A 17,925-nucleotide genomic window follows, 5' to 3' on the forward strand; every position below is an offset into this window, starting at 1 on the left:
CACACAACCATGGGGGAGGCGCGGGATGACCCGACGCTTGGAGATCGAGGACCTGTACGACCTGGCGGTCCCGGCGCAGCCGGCGATGTCGCCGGACGGCGGCCGCATCGTGTACGTGCTGCGCACGGCCGACCGGGAGAACGACCGGAACGTCACCCAGCTCTGGGAAGTCGGCACGAGCGGGGGAGAGGCGCGGCAGCTCACCCGTGGCACCAGCGACTCCTCACCGGCGTGGTCACCGGACGGCGCCACCATCGCGTTTCTCCGCGAGGACCAGGTGTGGCTGCTGGACGCCGGCGAACCTCGGCCGGTCACCACGTTGCCGTTCGGCGCGGGCAGGCCGGCGTGGAGCCCGGACGGCACCAAGATCGCGTTCACGGCCGTCGTCGGACCGGACGAGTCCACTGCGCCGATTGTCGTCGACCGCTTGAACTTCAAGGCCGACGGCGTCGGGCTGATCGGGGAGCAGCGCCGGCACATCCACGTCCTCGACGTCGGGACGGGCGAGGTGCGACAGGTCACCTCCGGTGACTGGGACGCCGGCGATCCCGCGTGGTCGCCCGACGGTGCGAAGATCGCCTTCTGCGCCGCGCAGGACACCGACGCGGACCTCACTTTCCGTTCCGCCGCCTACGTCGTCGAGATCGGCGGCGAGCCCCGACTGGTCGGCAGCGACGAGGGCACGTGCGGGGCGGCCGGCTGGACCGCCGACGGCGGCGCGCTGCTCGTGGTCGGGCGGACGGACACGAAGGTCGGGAACACCCGGTTGCTGCGGGTGCCGGTGGACGGCGGTGAGACCGTCGACCTGGCGGAGTCGTTGGACCGCAACGTGATGGTCGGCGAGCCCGGCTACCCCGGCGCGGTGCCGCAACAGGTCGGCGACGCCGTGTACTTCTGTGCCCGCGACCGCGGCTACACCCACCTGTTCAAGGTCGAGGACGGTGCCATCGCGCTGGTTCTCGGCGGTGCCGGGACCGTTGTGTCCGATGTGGACGCCGCGACCGGCAAGGCCGCGATCGTGCTGACCACGCCGACGTCGTACGGGGAGATCGCGGTCGTCGACCTCGACAACGGCGGTATCGACATCCGAACCGCCCACGGCGCCAACGATGTGGAACTCTTTCCGCACGAGGAAAGGGAATTCACCATCTCAGACGGCACGGTCGTGCACGGTTGGCTGCTCCGCGACCCCGCGCGGACGGGCCCGTTGCCGCTGCTGCTCGACATTCACGGCGGTCCGCACAACGCCTGGAACAGCGCTGCCGAGGCCGTGCGCGCCTACCGTCAGGTGCTCGTGGCGCGAGGATGGGCGGTGCTGCTGCTCAATCCCAGGGCAAGCGACGGCTACGGAGAGGCGTTTCTCACCGGGGCCGTCGGCGCGTGGGGTGTCGCCGACGCGAAGGACTTCCTTGAGCCGCTTGACCAACTCGTCGCCGAAGGTGTCGCGGACGCCGACCGGCTGGCCGTCGCCGGCTACAGCTACGGCGGTTACATGACCTGCTACCTGACCAGCCGCGACGACCGGTTCGCGGTGGCGGTCGCCGGTGGCGTCGTCGCTGACACGACCAGCATGTCCGGCACCTCCGACGCGGGGCATTTCCTGGCGGCGGCAGAACTCGGCGACGCGGACTCCTCGCCGCTGGCCAAGGTCGACCAGGTTCGCACACCCACCCTCCTCCTGCACGGCGCCGCCGACGACCGCTGCCCGGTCGGCCAGGCCGAGCAGTGGTTCACCGCCCTGCGCACCCGCGGTGTGCCGACGCAACTGGTGCTCTACCCCGGAGCGTCACACGGTTTCATCTACAGTGGACGGCCGTCGCACCGCGTCGACTACAACAACCGGGTTGTCGACTGGCTGGAGCGGCGGCCGACGATCCGGGCCGACCACTGGCGCCGACGCCTCGCCGAGCTGGCCCGCAAGCACAGGGTTCCCGGTGCCGCGCTGGGCATTCTGCGCGGCGACGAGCTCGTGCGGGTCAGCGCCGGCGTGCTCAACAAGGCCACCGGCGTGCCCGTCACCGACGACTCGGTGTTCCAGATCGGCTCCATCACCAAGGTCTGGACGGCCACCCTGGCGATGCAGCTGGTCGACGAGGGCCGGCTCGACCTGGACGCGCCGATCGCCGCCGTGCTGCCCGACCTGCGGCTGTCCGATCCGGACGTGACGAAGCGGGTGACGCTGCGACACCTGTTGACGCACACCAGCGGCATCGACGGCGACGTGTTCACCGACACCGGCCGCGGCGACGACTGCCTCGCGAAATACGTCGACCTGCTCGACCAGGCCGCGCAGATCCACCCGCTCGGCGCGACTTTCTCCTACTGCAACTCGGGATTCGCACTGGCCGGCCGCGTGATCGAGAAGCTCACCGGCAAGACCTGGGACGCCGTCCTGCGCGAGCGGCTGATCGACCCGCTCGGTCTCGAACGCACCGTCACCCTTCCCGAGGAGACGATCCTGCTCAGCGCGGCCATCGGCCATGACGTGCCAGCCGGCGAGAGCCCACGACCCGTGTCGACCTTCATGCTGCCGCGTTCGATCGGTCCCGCCGGACTGATCACCGCATCCACCGCTGACCTGCTGGCGTTCGTCCGACTGCACCTGACCGGCGGCCTCGCCGAGAGCGGCGACCGCCTGCTGAGTGAGACGTCCGCGAGGGCGATGACCGAGCTGCAGGTCGAGTTGCCGAACAAGCACGCCAAGGGCGGCTCCTGGGGCCTCGGCTGGATGCGGTTCGACTGGGACGGACGCCAGGTCATCGGCCACGACGGCGCCACCTGCGGGCAGTTCGCGTTCCTCCGGATCGTGCCCGAACTGGACCTGGCCGTCACGGTGCTCACCAACGGCGGCAACGTCACCGACCTGGCCAACGACCTGTTCCGCGAGCTGTTCGCCGAGCTGGCCGGCATCACCGTGCCGCGCCCGATCGAGCCGCCGGCCCAACCGCCGGCCGTGGACGCCTCGCCGTACCTCGGTGGCTACGAGCGAGCCGGCATCCGCGTCGACATCCGCCAGGTCGACGACGGCTTGCGGATCCGCACCACCTACAGCGGGACGCTGGCCGAACTGATGCCCGAACCGGTCACCGAGCACGACCTGGTGGCGGTGACCGACACGCTGTTCCTGACCCGGGCGGACGACCAGGGGGCGTGGATACCGGTCGTGTTCTTCACGCTGCCCACCGGCGAGCAGTACGTGCAGGCCAGCGTCCGGACCTTCCGCAAAGTCGACTGATCGCAGCTCGAACGGGTACCCCGTCCACATGAAGCGCACACGTGCCGAGTACGAACGGGGACTGCCCGACTACCACGACCCACTGGGCGGCATCGGCGGCGCCGCGCCGGCGTACAGCGCGCTTACCCTGCGTATCGTGCTCGCCAGCGTGGCGCTGCTGATGTGCATCGCCGCGGGGGCGCTGTTCGTGGTGCTGAACGTGCTGTGGGGCATCATCCTGCTCTCGGCGCTGGCGGTGGTGTGCATCGTCGACCTGGCCTGGGTCATCCACCGCAAACGCCGGGGCGAACCGGGGTAACTCACGCTCAACCGGGGTACCCGGAATCGCATGACACAGCAGACGAAGATCGACCCCGCCCCGCCCACGACGCCGATCCCGGTCCCGCCGGCGCCGCCGACGACCCCGATCCCGGCCCAGCCGGAGCCACCGGAGCCGCGACCGGAAACCGAGTCGGTACTGGGCGACATGCCGAACGAGCGGCCGGGCACGTCGTGACGGCCGTCCGACGCCGCCGTGCCACAGGGTGAACGGGGAGGACGGCAGTCGCCGTCCTCCCCGCCCCCTCATACCAAGGTGATCAGCTCAGCGTCACCGCCGCGTCGTCGACGACGAACGACGTCTGCAGGGAGCTGTCCTCCACCGCGGTGAACTTCAGCGCGAGGGTCTGCCCGGCGAACGACGAGACGTCGATCGACTTCTGGACGTACCCGCTGGCCTTGTTCAGGTTGGAGTAGGTCGCGAGCGTGGTGGAGCCGCCGGCGACGGTCAGCTTGTCGTACTGCGTGGTCGTGGTGGTCTCGGACGAGTCGATGTGCAGGTAGAAGGTCAGCGTGGCGTGGCAGCCGGCCGGGATGGCCACCGACTGGGCCAGCGTGTCGGTGTGGCTGGTGCCGTAGCCGTCCATCCACGCGTTCCAGGTGCCGCCGTGGGCGGGCTGGTCGGGCGCGTTCTGGCCGATCACGCCGGAGCTCGCGGTCCAGACCGTGTTGCCGGACTCGAAGCCGGGGTTGCCGAGCTTCTGCCCGCTGCACCCGCCGGTGGTCCCGATCGTCCACGTGAACGACGCCGAGCCGCTGTGGTTGGCGCTGTCGGTGGCGGTCACCGTGACGTTGTTGCTGCCAGCGGTGGTCGGGGTGCCGGAGATGGTGCCGGTGGAGGCGTTGATGGACAGGCCGGCCGGCAGCCCGGTCGCGGACCAGGTGTACGGCGCGGTGCCGCCGCTGGCCGACAGCGGCAGGCTGACGGCGGTGCCGGTGGCGGTGGACTGGTTGCCCGGGTTGGACACCGTGACCGTGCCGGTGGCGCTGCAGGTCGGGTCGGCCGACTGCGCCGGCACGCTGATCGCGTCCCACGCCGCCTTGACGGTGTTGAACTCGGTGCAGCTGCCCGGGAACAGGTTCTTGGCCGCGGTCAGCGTCCAGGTCCGGTACTTCAGGTAGGAGCTGCCGGACGTCTTGAGCAGCATCGCGTTGTAGAAGATCTTCAGCGCGGTCTGCACGCCCAGGCCGGTGACGCTGGAGTTGTTGCAGGTGGTGCTGGTCGGCTGGCCGTTGCTCGGGTTCGAGCCCTCGGCCAGCAGGTAGAACCAGTGGTTGCCGGGGCCGGCGGCCGCGTGCACCTCGGTGCTGGGGATGGAGCTGTCGTAGCAGTTCTTGTCGCCCAGCGCGGACGGGTTGTACATGTTGCGGATCGGGCCGGAGCCCACCAGGTTCACCTGCTCGCCGACGAGGAAGTCCGGCGTGTCGTAGGGAGCGGGCTCGTTGGCGAACCACTCGGTGGACGCGCCGAACACGTCGGCGACGAACTCCTGGGTGCCGTTGCCGGAGATGCCGCCCGGGGTGTGGTCGTCGATGCCGTGGCCGTGCTCGTGGGCCACCACGTCGATCGAACCGATCCACTGGTTCTGCGTGTTGTGGCCGATCTGCACCTGGCTGCCGTCGTAGTAGGCGTTCTCGTCGTTCAGGCCGACGCGGATCGGCCAGCCGCCGCCGTTGCCGTCGAAGCTGTTGCGGCCCAGCCACTGCGACAACATCTTGTTCTCGGTCTGCACGCCGAACAGGGCGTCGACGCAGCCGGTCTCCTTGCTGGTGGCGTTGCCCGTGCCCCAGCTGTCGGAGGTCTTGGTGAACGTCGTGTTGTTCGAGGCGTCCTGGCAGCTGACGTTGGTCAGCGTCGGGTCCTTCAGCGAGTAGTTGCTGCCGGAGTGCGTGGTGTCCAGGTGCACCGGGTTGGGACCGTTCCAGGCGGACGTTCCGTCGCCGTACAGGACGTGCTCCTGGGTGTGCAGCACCTTGCCGGTGGCGGCGTCGACGACGACGTCGAGCTTGCTCGGCTCACCGGCCTTGATGCCGGTCACGGTGCTCTGCCACGCCAGCGCGGGGGTGCCGAGCGCGTAGGTTACGAGCTGCGCCGCGCCGACGTTGTCCACCTTGGACAACTGCTGGCGGGCGACGGCCTCGGCCTGCGCGGCGGTCAGCTTCGGGGTGGTGGAGGCGAGGTTGATGGTCGTGTCCTGGGCCACCGAGGTGGCGACGACCTGGCCGGTGGAGTTGGTGGCGACCACGAAGTCGCCGCCGACGACCGGGAGACCCTTGTACGTCCGCTCGTACGGCACGTACTTCAGCCCGTTGGTCGAGGAGATCACGTTGTGCTGCACGAAGGCGTCGTCCGAGCTGGCGTGCAGCGCGGCGGGCCTGGATGCGACGAGGCTCTGGGCCGCGGTGGTGGCCATCGCCTCGGCGGTGAGCGGGGTTGCCGTGGGCGCGGTGGTCGGCTGCGCCTGTGCGGCCGTGCTGGTGGTGACGGCGGCGACCAGCAGGCCGGCCGCGACGACAACGGTGGAGCGTCTCAGGATCATCGGCAGTTCTCCTCCGAGCAGGGGCTGACGCGACCCGGGTCTCGGGCCGTGTTCGTCAGAGGTTGAAGGGAGCGTTGACCGCGCACCAGGATCCGGGCTCGGGCAACCGGGAGCAACCGACGAAGGTAGTGAACTTCGCATGAATCGCCTGAACGGCCTTATTGCGACGGACGGCCGCGGGCCGCTCGGCCGACGTGACCTGATTTTATTGCTGTTACAAAGAAAAGGTTCTCGTCACGACGTCTCGGCGACGGCGTCGAGGATCAGCTCGGTCACGGTGTCCGGAAGGGACAATGACGGCGGGCGTGACCCGTCGATCTCGACAATGGCCGAGCCGGCCCGCTGGGCGCGGCCCCGGTGGGGGCACGCCGGGGGCGTGCCTCCGGCGGCGTCAAGGGCGAGGTGGGAGAACGGTCGTTCTGCAGGGTGAGCACCATGGGTGAGGCCCCGCGCGACCGTCTGGTCGCGGAGGCCAACGTCACCCGGTGGGCGCAGTGATCGCCACCTGAGTCAACCAGCGATCGTCCTGAGTGCGAGTCCACATCCGTCCTCGGCCTGACGGCCGCGTCTCGTTCGCGACCGCCAGGCCGAGCGATCCCGCGGCCCGGCTCTACCGCAGCCGCCGCATCAGTCCGCCGACCATCGCCATTCCCGCCGCCGCCACCACTGCTTGCAGGATCCGGCGCTGGCGGCGGGCCCGTTCCTGCGCCTCGGCATAGGGCATGGTGGTGTTGGTGATCATGGCGTGCAGCGGCATCCACCGGTGCCGCAAGGCCTTCTCCAGCACGACGTCACATGCCTTCTCCAGCCGCACGGCAGGGGAGCGGACGGTGTCCCGCAGCTCGGCGAAGTTCTGGCGGGACATCTCGGCGAGGGCGTCGGTGTGGGGCTTGCGGCGCTGGTAGAACCGCTCGACCGCGGCCTCGGGATCGTCGGGGAAGGCGGCGAGGGAGTCCGCCAACTCCAGACCGTCCTCGAAGGCGGCGTTCATGCCCTGGGCGAGGAACGGATACACGGCATGGCAGGCATCACCGATCAGCACGACCTTGCCCTCGTGGTGCCAGGGCGAGGTCCGTGTCGTGACCAGCTTGAAGGTGGGCTGGTCGAGGAAGACCTTGCCGACATCGGGCACGAGGTCGAGGACGTCGGGGAACAGCTCCCGGAACAGGGCCTCGACGTCGTCGGACGTGCGAAGGGCGTCGAAGCTGCGCGGGCCCCGGAAGGGCAGCACGCAGGAGCAGGTGAAGGAGCCGTCGAGGTTGGGGTGGGCGAACATCATGGTCTCGCCGCGCGGCCAGAGGTGGAACACGTCGTCGGCCATGCGGTGCCGGCCGTCGGCGCCGGCGGGGATGTGCAGTTCCCGCCAACCCCACTCCAGGAACTCCTGGTGGTAGTCGGCCCGCTCGTCCCGCTGCATGTGCTTGCGTACCACGGAGAACGCGCCATCGGCGCCGACGATGACGTCCGGGGTGACGGTGAAGGCGTGCCCCGCGTCGTCCACGAAGTCGGCGACGGGGAGGTCCTTGTCGACGGCGACGCAGCGGGTGCCGAACACGAACCGCACGTTGGGCAGCCGCGTGGCGGCCTCGATCAGCAGGATGCCGAGATCGTGCCGCTGGATGGCGAGAATGCCGCCCCGCCCGTACGTCGAGAACCGAACCGACCCGTCATGGCCGTGCACGAGCCGGCCGCGCATCGGGACGACGTGCCGGGTGATCTCCTCGCGCAGCCCGAGGCGGTCCAGGGCCTTCAGGCCCCGCTCGGACAGCCCGAGGTTCATCGACGTGGTGTGCACGGCCGACACCCGGGGATCGGGCCGGCGCTCGTAGACGGTCACCGTGTGGCCCTGCCGGCCGAGCACCAACGCGAGGAAGGCGCCGGCCATGCCGGCCCCGACTACCGTGAATTCCACTGTGGACCCCCGGCCGTGACGATGTGCACCTGGTCGATCGCCTTCTCCGCCAACCGGACCGCCTCGCCGGCGGTCGGCGCGAGCACCATCGCCGAGCCCACCCGGTCCCAGGAGCTGCGCAGCTCCCGCACGGTGTCGCCGACCCCGGGGCCGAGGCCGACGCTGACCACGCCCGGGATGGCCCGGGCCGCGTCCAGGCCGTCGATGCTGACGATCTCGCCCGGCGGCACCTGCATGAACCGCACGGCGGCGGCCTGCGGGGCGGTGCGCGGCAGGGGTGGCGGCTCGAGGCCGCGCATCACCGCGAAGTAGTGCTGGCCGATCGGCTCGCCGTAGGCGCGTTCGATCATCTCGATGATCCCGTCGCCGGGGAACCGGCCGGCGCACTCGACCAGGTACGGCGTGCCGTCCCGGACGATCCACTCGCAGTGCACGACGCCGGAGCCGAAGCCGACGGCCCGTAGGACGGCGAGCGTGCCTTCCTCCAGGGTCAGAGCCAGCTCGGGGGAGATCGCCGCCGGCAGCACGTGACCGAGCTCGACCGGCCGTGGCCCGGGATAGAGCACCTTGTCGGTGACGTTGGCGAACAGCGACTCGCCGTCCCGGACGACCATCTCCACGCTGTACTCGTGGCCGGCCACGTACTCCTCGACCAGCATCCGCACCGCCCGCTCGCGGTCGGGCACGAACATCCCCTCGTCGTGCTGGACACACGATTCCCAGGCCTCGGCCACCGAGGACGGATCGTGCACGATCTGCGTTCCCACCGCGCCCTGCCGGTTGGCCGGCTTGAGCACGACCGGTCCGCCGACGGCGGTCATGAACCGGGCCACGTCCGCCGCCGAGGCGGCCTCCTCCGACAGCGGATTGGGCACGCCGGCGGCGCGGGTCACCTTGCGCAGCAAGGACTTGTCTCGCATCAGCTCGGCGGCGCACAGTCCCGCGCCGGGCGTCCCGAGCCGCTCGGCCAGCCGGGCGGCGAACGTCGTCGCGTACTCGACGAGCGGGACCACCGCCGACGCGGTGAGGTCGGGACGGGTGACGAGCAGGGTGTCGGCCGCCCCGGGCAGCTGGTACTCCCACTCGATGAGCTCGCGCACCAGCGGCGCGTCCGCGATGTGCGCCCGGACGTCCCGCTTGCGCACGACGTCCGGCTCCTCGACGATGATCAGGGAGTTCGCCGGCAGGAACTCGGACAGCACCTGCAGCGCCGCCACGAAGCCCACCACGATGATCGGTCGTTCGGTCACGTCAGCGCTCCTCTACTTCGCGATGCCCAGGCACAGGCCGAATTCGGGGGTGCCGCCCAGCAGGTGGGCGCCGCCGGACTGGAGGATCCGCTCCTGCGCGAACAGGTGCTGGCACATCGTCGTGGTGTCCCGCAGCCAGCGGTCCATCGGCGACGCGCGGTGGATCGACGCGGTCTGCAGCAGGTCGTAGATCCGGGTCACGATCGACCGTGCGGTGCGGAACGCGTGCAGCCGGGACAGCGGCAGCGCCGCCCGCTCGGTGCGGGTGAGATCGTCCAGGCTGCCGCCGCCCGCCAGCACTTCCTCCAGCCGCAGCAGCGCGCCGCGAACCCCGTGCCGGGTGGCGTTGTAGTCGGCCTCGCACTCGGCGATGATCGTCTGCACTCGCCGGTTGTCCGCCCACGCGTCGCCGTTGGGGTAGCGGCGCGTCGTCGCCAGGTCACGCACGTAATCCAGCGCGGCGCGGGCGACCCCCAGCGGCACGCCGGGCAGGCACCGCATGAACGTCTCCGGTTCGGTCTTCGGGCTGGAGTGGTCGCGCAGGTCGCTGAAGACCAGCGTGTGCTCCTCCGGCACGAACACGTCGGTGATCGTGTAGTCGCAGCTGCCGGTGCCCTGCAGGCCCGTGGTCTCCCAGTTGTCGACCAGGCTGACGTCCTCGCGGCGCACCAGGAACAGCCGCGAGTCGTGCGGGTCGCGGCCGTCCGGGCTCGGATCCGGCTGGCCGTCCCGGTAGATGAACGCGCCGGAGATCACCCAGTCGCAGGTGGTCACGCCACTGCCGAACGTCCACCGGCCGGACAGCCGGTAGCCGCCGGGCACCCGGTCGGCCCGGCCGACCGGGAACAGCGCGCCGGCGGTGATCACGTCCAGGCCGGGGAACATCTCCCGCGCGGTTGCCTCGTCCAGGTACCGAGCGAAGTGCCCGGTGTGCGCGCAGACCTCGGCGCACCAGGCGGCGGAAGCGTCCCCGTAGGACAGTGCCTCGACGACGTCCAGCTCCTGCAACGAGGTCAGGTCGGGGCCACCCCACACCCGGGTGAAGCCGGCCCGATAGATGCCGGTGTCCCGCAGCTTCTCCACGATGTCGTCGGGCAACCGCCGGGCCCGCTCGATCTCCGCCGCCCGCTCGCGCAGCTCCGGGGCCAGCGCCTCGGCCCGGGCCAGGATCTCCGCGGCGGTCAGCGTCGCCTCGGGTGCGATGGTCATCTGGTCGCTCCTCACGCGTCGGTGTCCAGCAGTCCGGCGGGCATCTCGAAGGCGGCGTCGGGCGCGGGCGGCCCGATCGGGTCGGCGTCGACCTCGACCATGGCCGAGGTTTCGGCCAGCCGCCGCCGGCAGGTCGGCACGTCGTCGGCCTCGCACACCACGAAGGAGTGGCGGGCCAGGTAGCCGCCCGGCGGCAGCCGCAGGGTGGTGCCGGGGCCGACCATCGGCGACGCCGTGACCAGGCCCTCGACCGCTTCCGGCACGGTCACCGACCGCACCACGCAGTCGGCCGACGGCAGTCCGAACCGGATGCCGGCCACGGACCGCTTCACCGGCGTGACGTCGGGCCGGTTGCCGGTGACCACGTCGAACAGGACCTCGCCGGAGTCGATGCCGGTGGCGATCCGGCCCAGCAGCGGAATCAGGTCCCCGCCGACCCGGCCGTTGATCTCGATCACCACCGGGCCGTTCGCGGTCAGCCGCACCTCGCTGTGGGTGATGCCGTCCTCGATCCCGAGCGCGCGATGGGCCCGCGCCAGGGTGCAGGCCAGCTCCTCGTCGGCCAGCAGCGGATCGGCCGCGTCGACGACGTGTCCGACTTCCTCGAAGTACGGCGGCTCGCCGCTTTCCTTGCGCGCCAGGAACATCGGCGAGTACTCGCCCTTGTGCACGGCGCCGTCGACGCTGATCTCCGGTCCGTCGGCGTAGCCCTCGACGATGACCTTCGCGCCGTACACGCCCTGGTCGACCTCGCTGGCCGCCAGCGCGACCGCGAACGCCGCGTCGAACTCCGACTCGTCCCGCGCCAGCACCACCCCGATGCTCGCGCCCAGGGCACGGGGCTTCACGACGACCGGGAACCCGATAGCCGCAGCTGCTTGCCGGGCTTCGGCCGGATCGGGTGTCATGGCGTAGCCGGGCTGGCGCAGGCCCGCCGCGGTCAACAGGTCGCGGGTGCGGTGCTTGTCCCGGCAGCCGTGCACACCGGCCAGCCCCAGGCCCGGCACGCCGAACTCGGCCGCCAACTCGCCGGCCGTCAGCACCAGCGGCTCGTCCCAGCACATCAGCCCGACGATCCGTTCCCGGGCGGCGACCTCGCGGGCCTCGGCGATCATCACCGCCGGGTCGAACACGTCGGCCAGGACGATCTCGTCGAAGTACGGCCGCTGCCAGGTCGGCTTGAGATTGTTCAGCAGCACCAGGCCCAGGCCGGCCGCGCGGGCACGGCGGTGGATGGACGTGACCAGGTACTCCCGGTAGTAGCGCAGCCCGCTGCCGATCACCAGCAGCACCCCGTTGCCGGTCATGCCACCGCCTCCGAGGTGACCACCGGCTCGGCCTTGGGCTCCGGCTTGACCTTGATGCCGCCCCAGGCCAGCACGCCGGTGACGACGGCGAGCACGGTCAGCACCGGGAAGAACACGGTGCCCAGCGCCGTCCAGGCCAGCACGCCGAGAATCGGCCCGAGCGCCTGGGCCAGTCCGGTGATCGAACTGGTGACGCCGAGGTAGCGGGCCCGGTAGCGGGCCGGCACCTTGGCCGGTCGGGCGAACATGGTCGGGCCGGACATCATCAGGCCGCCGGTGAACAGCGCGGCGCTGATGATCACCACCGCGGCGTTGCCGGACGACAGGCCCCAGCCGAGGAAGGCCAGCCCGAACACGACGTGGCCCAGGAACACCGCCAGCGACGGCGGCCACTTCACGATGTACGAGGTGATCTTCAGCTCGCAGGTGATCAGCACGATGCCCGAGGTGGCCAGCACGAAACTGTACAGGTCGGTGGACAGGCCGTCGGCGACGATCTTCAACGGCAGCGCGACCGTGTACTGGGCGTACACCAGCGTGCCGATGAACACCGCGGCCAGGTACATCAGGAACCGGCCGTCCCGGGCCAGCACCCCGTAGGCCGAGCCGCGAGACGCGGTCTCGCCGGGGGCGGGCTCCTCCTCCGGCGGCGCGACCACGTTGGGCAGCAAGGAGAAGGCCAGCAGCGAGTACAGCACCGCGGTCGCACCATCCACATAGAACAGCAGGTCCCAGTTCACGGCGATGAACACGGTGGCCAGCAGCGCCGCGCCGGCCGCGCCGGCGTTGAGTGCGATCCGCATCATGGAGAACGACATGACCTGGAACTTCTCGGGCATCAGCTCGGCCAGCATGACCGAGGCCGCCGGGCGGTAGGCCTGCGTGACCAGACCGGCCAGGCCCACGTCCAGCACCACCAGCCAGAACGTGCCGGGGCCGCTGAGCAGCGGGATCAGCGCGACCAGCGGGCCGGACGCGGCCATCGCCAGCCCGATGGTGACGCGGGTGCCGAGCCGGTGCGCGAGTTCGCCGCCGAGCGCGCTGCCGATGATCGCGCCCACCGCGTAGGCGACCAGACCGACGCCGGCCAGCTCCGCGGACACCCCGCGGTGCACCAGGTACAGCAGCAGGAAGGACTGGACGAACGCGCCCAGCTGGTTGAGCAGCATGCCGCCGAGCAGGTACCGGATCGACGCCGGCGTCGCCCTGATCGCGGCGAGCACGCCGTCGGACGCCCTCTCGTTCATGCAGTCGCCTCCATGGCCTCGACGATCGTGTTCGCGACGAGCGGTGCGGCGGCGAACCCGGAGCCGCCGCAGGCGGGCCGGGCCCACAGGCCCGGCCCGACCCGGTTCAACAGCGCGCCGCCGGTGTCCGGGTCGGCGGCGTAGTGGCATTCGCGCACCGCCACCACCTGGTAACGGTCCATTTCGGACAGAATCGGCTCGGCCAGCAGCCGGTCGACCCAGGGCCCCGGGTCGCCGCCGGCCGTCGAGTCCACGTGCCGGCACACCAGATCCGAGCTGATCTTGAGCAGGGTCCCGTCGCCCGGCGGCACCAGCCAGGCGCGGCAGTCCGCGCCCAGCCCACCGACCCCGGGCGCGTGGTCCCACCACGCCGCCAGATCCGCCGGCGGACGCAGGTACACCATGGTCTGCCGGTACAACTTCACCGGAACGTCGACCAGCTCTCGACTCCACGGCCCCGCCGCGACCAGCACGACGTCCGCACCCAGGGCCGTGCCGTCCGCGAGGGACACCCAGTGCTCGGCGACGAACCGCACCGTGCATTCCGGCTTCACCGTCACGTCGGGACGGTCGGCCAACCACTGCGCCGCGGCGTCCAGGAACCGGTCCGCCAGCAGCACTCCCGCGTCGGCGTCGAGCACGCCGACCGTGCCGGCCGGGAACCGCACGTGCGGCAGCTTCTCCGGCTCGACGACCGTCAGCGAGCCGGCTCCGGTTCGCGGCCACGCCGTGACGATGCCGACCTGTCGGAAGAACCTCGTGCCCAGCAACGACTCCAGCGCCAGCCACCTTCGGCGGGAGTCGGCCATCCGAGCCGTCAGGACCGGATCGCCGGGCCTTTGCACCCGCAGCGCCCGGTGCTGGTCGGCCGACGTGGACGCCGGGTTGGGGATCGGGCCGCGATCGAGCAGCGTCACGCGGTGTCCCGCCCGCGCGCACTCGATCGCCGTCACCATCCCCGTGACCCCGGCGCCGACGACGATGATCGTGGACATCAGGCGCCGGCCCCGGTGAGGCGGGGCAGGGGAGCGGGCGTGATCGTCACGGCGTCCGGGCGGGCCGGGATCGACGTGTCCGGCAACGCGGCCGCCGCCAGGTCGATCAACACCGGCGCGGCGCAGCGGAGGAACACGTCCACCTCGTGACACAGATCGCCGGCGTTGTCCCTGGTCACCCCTGCGGCCATCTGGTCCAACCGCGCCAACTGCTCGGCCATGGTCGACGCCACGGCCGTGAGGCTGAAGCGCCGCACCCCATAGCCGGCGGCGAAGCGGTCGACCATCCGCTGCGCGGACCGCCGCGACCGCTCGGACACCGGCAACGCGCCCCGCCCCACCCAGGCGTCGACCGCCGCCGCAACCCGGTTCCAGGGCCGGACCAGCCGCGTGTCGGTGACCCGAACCAGTGCCTCGCGGGTGAAGTCGGTGCGCTGGAACTCCGGGCTGGTCGCGGACAGGTGGAACCGGATGAGGTCCCGCGGCACCTCCGCCGCCAGCTCCCGCCCCGACACCACATGTCCCCGGCTGGTGGAGAACTTCTCGTTCGCCAGCTCGTAGAAGTCGTTGGTGATGTACTGCGCCGGCACCACGTGCTCGCCCAGCGCGGTCAACATCGCCGTGCCCACGACCGCGAACGGATAGGTGGCGTCCAGGCCGGTGAAGTAGACGACGGTCGTGCCGGAGTCCTTGCGCCACAACTCGTCGTCGGAGGTCAGCACCGCGCCCCGCCGCTCGGCCGCCAGCGCAGTGGTGAACATGCTCCACGGCATGCCCTCCATGTGCGGATAGATCACTTGCCCCGGCACCTCCGGGAACGGCGCCGGGATGCCCCACGAGGTCGGCTGTGTGATGGGGAAGTCGGGCAGCGGCCCGGCCATCACGTCCTCGATCATCTGCGCCATGTGCGGGCGCATGGTCGTCCCGGCGAAGTACGCCTCCAACTCGGCCCGGTACTCCTCGACCGGGAACACCAGGATCTCCGCCTCGCGGGTCTCCAGCGGCTCGTCCGGGTACAGCGTCGACCGCGGGTCGAGCAGGTCCCCGGGGGCGACCGGCAACCCGCAGCTCTCGCAGATGCCGGCGTAGCCCGTGGCCAGGCAGAACGGGCAACCGCCGAGCACGTAGGCGTCCATCAGGTACTCGCCGGTGCTCGGCAGGTACGGGAAGCGCCAGGTGCGCAGCTTGAGCCGGCCCTGGCTGTGCAGCCGGTCGTAGAAGTCCAGCACCATCTTGGTGAACCGGTCGCCGATGCAGCCGAAGCCGTCCACCTCGATGCCCATCGCGGCCAGCGTCCGCTCGACCTGCTCGGCGGACCGGACCCGGAGGTGCTCCGGCGACACGCCGAGCTTGCGGGCGGCGGTGACCACGTAGTTCTGGGTGAAGTGCATGCCCGTGCCGTACAACGCCTCCCGGCCGGTGGCGCGGGCGTAGCGGGTGCACACGTCGGCGGCGAGGAACGGGCCCGCCAGGTGACCGACGTGCAGGTCCCCGTTCGCGGTGGGCGCCGGTGAGATGATCACCAGCCGGTCGCTGGCCATCAGGCGCTCCTCAGTTCGCCCCGCCGGGCCAGCAGGTCGTTGACGATGTCCTGGGACCGGTGGGCGAGCACGCTGATCAGCGAGTCGGCGATGCCGTGCGTGGCCTCGTTGACGCCCTGCAGGTACATCGCGCCCCAGGTGGAGTCGCCGAGGTCGACCCGGTAGCAGCGGCTGACGGAGACCTCGTCCAGCCCGACCCGGTCGGCGAGATCCCGGACCATGGCCGGCATCCGTTGGTCGTATCCGGTGCCCAGCAGCACGATGTCGCAGCGCAGCGGCTCCACCTTGCCGCTGGTGCGGTCCCGGAGGTCCAGCACCACCTCGTCGTCCTCGACGCGGGCGCCGACCACCTCGGTCAGCGGGCGCACCCGGGACCGCTCCTGGCCGACCCCCCGCTGCTGGTACAGCATCGTGTACAGCTGCTCAAGGAACGGCGGCGCCAGGCCGGCGTAGTTGGTCAGGTGCATCTCGTCGAGCAGCTGCCGGCGCACCTCCGGCGGGCTGTCGTAGAAGACGTCCACAAAGGACGGGAAGAACAGCTCGTTGACGAACTTGCTGGTCTGGTAGTTCTGCAGGCCGATCGAGCGGACCACCATGGTCAGCTCGCTGTTGGGCAGGTTCTGGTGCAGCGCCATGAACATCTCGGCCGCGCTCTGCGCGCCGCCGACCACCACCGCCCGCAGCGGCGCGTCCGGTGGTAACTCAGCGATTCTGGTCCGGTACTGAGCGCTGTGGACGACCCGGTCGGCCGGCAGGTCGGCGAACACCCCCGGGATGTGCCGGTCCCGGCCGCCGCCGACCACGAGATCGCGGCAGCGGATGGTGTCGCCGCCGTGCAGCGTGACCTTCCAGCCGGTGATGGAGCCGTCGTCGGCGCGGGTCGGCTCGATGCACTGGGCCTTGGCGTTGAAGCGGATTCTGACTCGGTCCAGCGACCGGGCCACCCACTGCAGGTAGTCGGAGATCTCCCAGCGGAACGGGTTGAAGGTGCCCAGGTTCACGAACTCGTCCAGCCGGCCGGAGTCGTGCAGGAAGTTCAGGAAGGAGAACTTGCTGCGCGGGTTGCGCAGCGTCACCAGGTCCTTGAGGAAGGACACCTGGCTGCGCGCCCACGGCATCAGCAGGTCGCGCTGCCACTTGATGTCCGGGCTCTGGTCCAGCAGCAGCGTCTCGTCGGCCAGTGCGTCCGAACCGGACTCCTCGATGGCCACCGCGAGCGCCAGGTTCGCCGGCCCCGCCCCGATCGCAAGCAAGCCCACCTCTTGGTCAGTCACAGATGCACCTCGTTCATCGTGATCGATTCGCCCGCCCGGCCGGCGGCCCGGGGCGGTGATGGGTGAAACGCGTGACGTGGTCCCATGTGTCGAGCGAGTGACCAGCTCGTGACCCGATGCTATGGTCGGGCCCTTCCCGGTTGGTAGGGAAGCTTTGCCCTTCTGTCGGGGAATCTGCCGCCCTCGGCGTGCTTTCAGCGGTATCCAGTACGCGCTTTGGCCGGATCAAGCCCCTGGTCTTTGGCGTCTCAACTAACGTTGTGTGGTTGCGGTTCGCTAGCTTGACAACCCGAGACAGGCGGGCGCTGGGGGGAGCCTGTGGACGTTTGGGGGACGACATGACTCACCCAGCACAGATCGAGGGCTTGTTCGCCGGCAGACAGAGCGCGACCATCGAGGCCGCCCGCGGCCCCCGGGTGACGGTCCTGCTGGCCGATGCCCATCCCGTGGCCCGCCGCCGTGTCCGGTCCACGTTGGAGCGGGCCGGTGGCTTCGTTATCGTCGGCGAGGCCACCACCGCCGCCGAGACGTTCGCCGAGACGGCGTGGCACCGGCCGGACGTGCTGGTGGTGGACCCGCACGAGTTCGGCCATCTCGATGTGGCCGACATGATCGGTCACGTGTTCCGGATCGCCCCGGGCACAAGGGTTCTGGTGGTCACGTCGGTGGACGACGACGCGTCGGTGCGGTCGGCGTTGCACGCCGGCGCGCGGGGTTACCTGGTCGCCGCGGACGCCGATGCCGATCAGGTGCTGCGCGGTGTGCAGGTGGTGGCCAACGGCGAGGTGATCGTCGGGCGGTCCGTCGCGGGTCGGCTGCCGGCGCTGTTCGGCCCGCTGGGCGGGCACGTGCCGTATCCGTTCCCGCAGTTGACCGCGCGGGAACAGCAGGTGCTGGAACGGATCGCGGCCGGCAAGTCGAATCTGGCGATCGCGCGTGACCTCGCGCTGGCGCCGAAGACGATCAGCAACCGGGTGTCCGCGGTGCTGGGCAAGCTGGGCGTCACCGATCGCGCGCAGGCCATCGTGTTGGCCCGGGACGCGGGACTGGGACGCGGCTGACCCTGTTGGCGGGCAAGGGATTTCCCGGGAGCACGG

13 protein-coding genes are annotated in these 17,925 nt (G+C 70.7%); 4 read left to right on the forward strand and 9 right to left on the reverse strand.

Going from position 1 to position 17,925, the window contains the following annotated elements:
• Positions 1-25: 25 nt before the first annotated feature.
• The 3 genes from BJ998_RS42455 to BJ998_RS42465 are packed head-to-tail and all read left to right on the forward strand — an operon-like array spanning position 26 to position 3,731.
• Positions 26-3,235 carry a serine hydrolase gene (locus BJ998_RS42455; protein WP_184869835.1) on the forward strand — a complete coding sequence of 1,070 codons (3,210 nt, stop codon included), beginning with the start codon at positions 26-28 and terminating at the stop codon, positions 3,233-3,235.
• Positions 3,236-3,263: 28 nt separating this feature from the next.
• A complete protein-coding gene (locus BJ998_RS42460) occupies positions 3,264-3,533 on the forward strand; it encodes a DUF6343 family protein (protein WP_184869836.1) in 270 nt (89 codons plus the stop codon).
• Between the two features lie 30 nt (positions 3,534-3,563).
• Positions 3,564-3,731, forward strand: a complete 168-nt coding sequence (locus BJ998_RS42465; protein ID WP_184869837.1) for a hypothetical protein — start codon at positions 3,564-3,566, stop codon at positions 3,729-3,731.
• Positions 3,732-3,813: 82 nt separating this feature from the next.
• On the opposite strand, the gene BJ998_RS42470 is transcribed toward BJ998_RS42465, so the two are convergent.
• The 9 genes from BJ998_RS42470 to BJ998_RS42510 form a co-directional block, all read right to left on the reverse strand.
• On the reverse strand, positions 3,814-6,093 hold the full coding sequence (locus BJ998_RS42470) for a M4 family metallopeptidase (protein ID WP_184869838.1): 2,280 nt from the start codon (positions 6,091-6,093) through the stop codon (positions 3,814-3,816).
• Positions 6,094-6,703: 610 nt separating this feature from the next.
• Positions 6,704-8,005, reverse strand: a complete 1,302-nt coding sequence (locus BJ998_RS42475; protein ID WP_184869839.1) for an FAD-dependent oxidoreductase — start codon at positions 8,003-8,005, stop codon at positions 6,704-6,706.
• A complete protein-coding gene (locus BJ998_RS42480; RefSeq protein ID WP_184869840.1) occupies positions 7,990-9,255 on the reverse strand; it encodes an ATP-grasp domain-containing protein in 1,266 nt (421 codons plus the stop codon). The genes BJ998_RS42475 and BJ998_RS42480 overlap by 16 nt, the downstream gene beginning before the upstream one ends.
• Before the next feature lie 12 nt (positions 9,256-9,267).
• The gene (locus tag BJ998_RS42485) at positions 9,268-10,464 is read right to left on the reverse strand and encodes an acyl-CoA dehydrogenase family protein (protein ID WP_184869841.1); all 1,197 of its coding nucleotides are present in this window, start codon (positions 10,462-10,464) and stop codon (positions 9,268-9,270) included.
• Between the two features lie 11 nt (positions 10,465-10,475).
• Positions 10,476-11,771 (reverse strand): ATP-grasp domain-containing protein, encoded by a 1,296-nt coding sequence (locus BJ998_RS42490; protein WP_184869842.1) that lies wholly within the window; start codon positions 11,769-11,771, stop codon positions 10,476-10,478.
• Positions 11,768-13,018 (reverse strand): MFS transporter, encoded by a 1,251-nt coding sequence (locus tag BJ998_RS42495; RefSeq protein ID WP_246490106.1) that lies wholly within the window; start codon positions 13,016-13,018, stop codon positions 11,768-11,770. Before BJ998_RS42495 ends, BJ998_RS42490 begins: the two co-directional genes overlap by 4 nt.
• Complete coding sequence (locus tag BJ998_RS42500) at positions 13,015-14,013, reverse strand: NAD(P)/FAD-dependent oxidoreductase (RefSeq protein ID WP_184869843.1); 999 nt, start codon at positions 14,011-14,013, stop codon at positions 13,015-13,017. Before BJ998_RS42500 ends, BJ998_RS42495 begins: the two co-directional genes overlap by 4 nt.
• Positions 14,013-15,554, reverse strand: a complete 1,542-nt coding sequence (locus BJ998_RS42505; RefSeq protein ID WP_184869844.1) for a class I tRNA ligase family protein — start codon at positions 15,552-15,554, stop codon at positions 14,013-14,015. The genes BJ998_RS42500 and BJ998_RS42505 overlap by 1 nt, the downstream gene beginning before the upstream one ends.
• Positions 15,554-16,828: a lysine N(6)-hydroxylase/L-ornithine N(5)-oxygenase family protein gene (locus BJ998_RS42510; RefSeq protein ID WP_184869845.1), complete on the reverse strand. Its 1,275-nt coding sequence runs from the start codon at positions 16,826-16,828 to the stop codon at positions 15,554-15,556. The genes BJ998_RS42505 and BJ998_RS42510 overlap by 1 nt, the downstream gene beginning before the upstream one ends.
• A gap of 338 nt (positions 16,829-17,166) precedes the next feature.
• Here BJ998_RS42510 and BJ998_RS42515 point away from each other — a divergent pair, with 338 nt between their 5' ends.
• The gene (locus BJ998_RS42515) at positions 17,167-17,889 is read left to right on the forward strand and encodes a LuxR C-terminal-related transcriptional regulator (protein WP_184869846.1); all 723 of its coding nucleotides are present in this window, start codon (positions 17,167-17,169) and stop codon (positions 17,887-17,889) included.
• Positions 17,890-17,925: the final 36 nt, after the last annotated feature.

This window comes from Kutzneria kofuensis, assembly GCF_014203355.1.
Lineage (GTDB): Bacteria > Actinomycetota > Actinomycetes > Mycobacteriales > Pseudonocardiaceae > Kutzneria > Kutzneria kofuensis.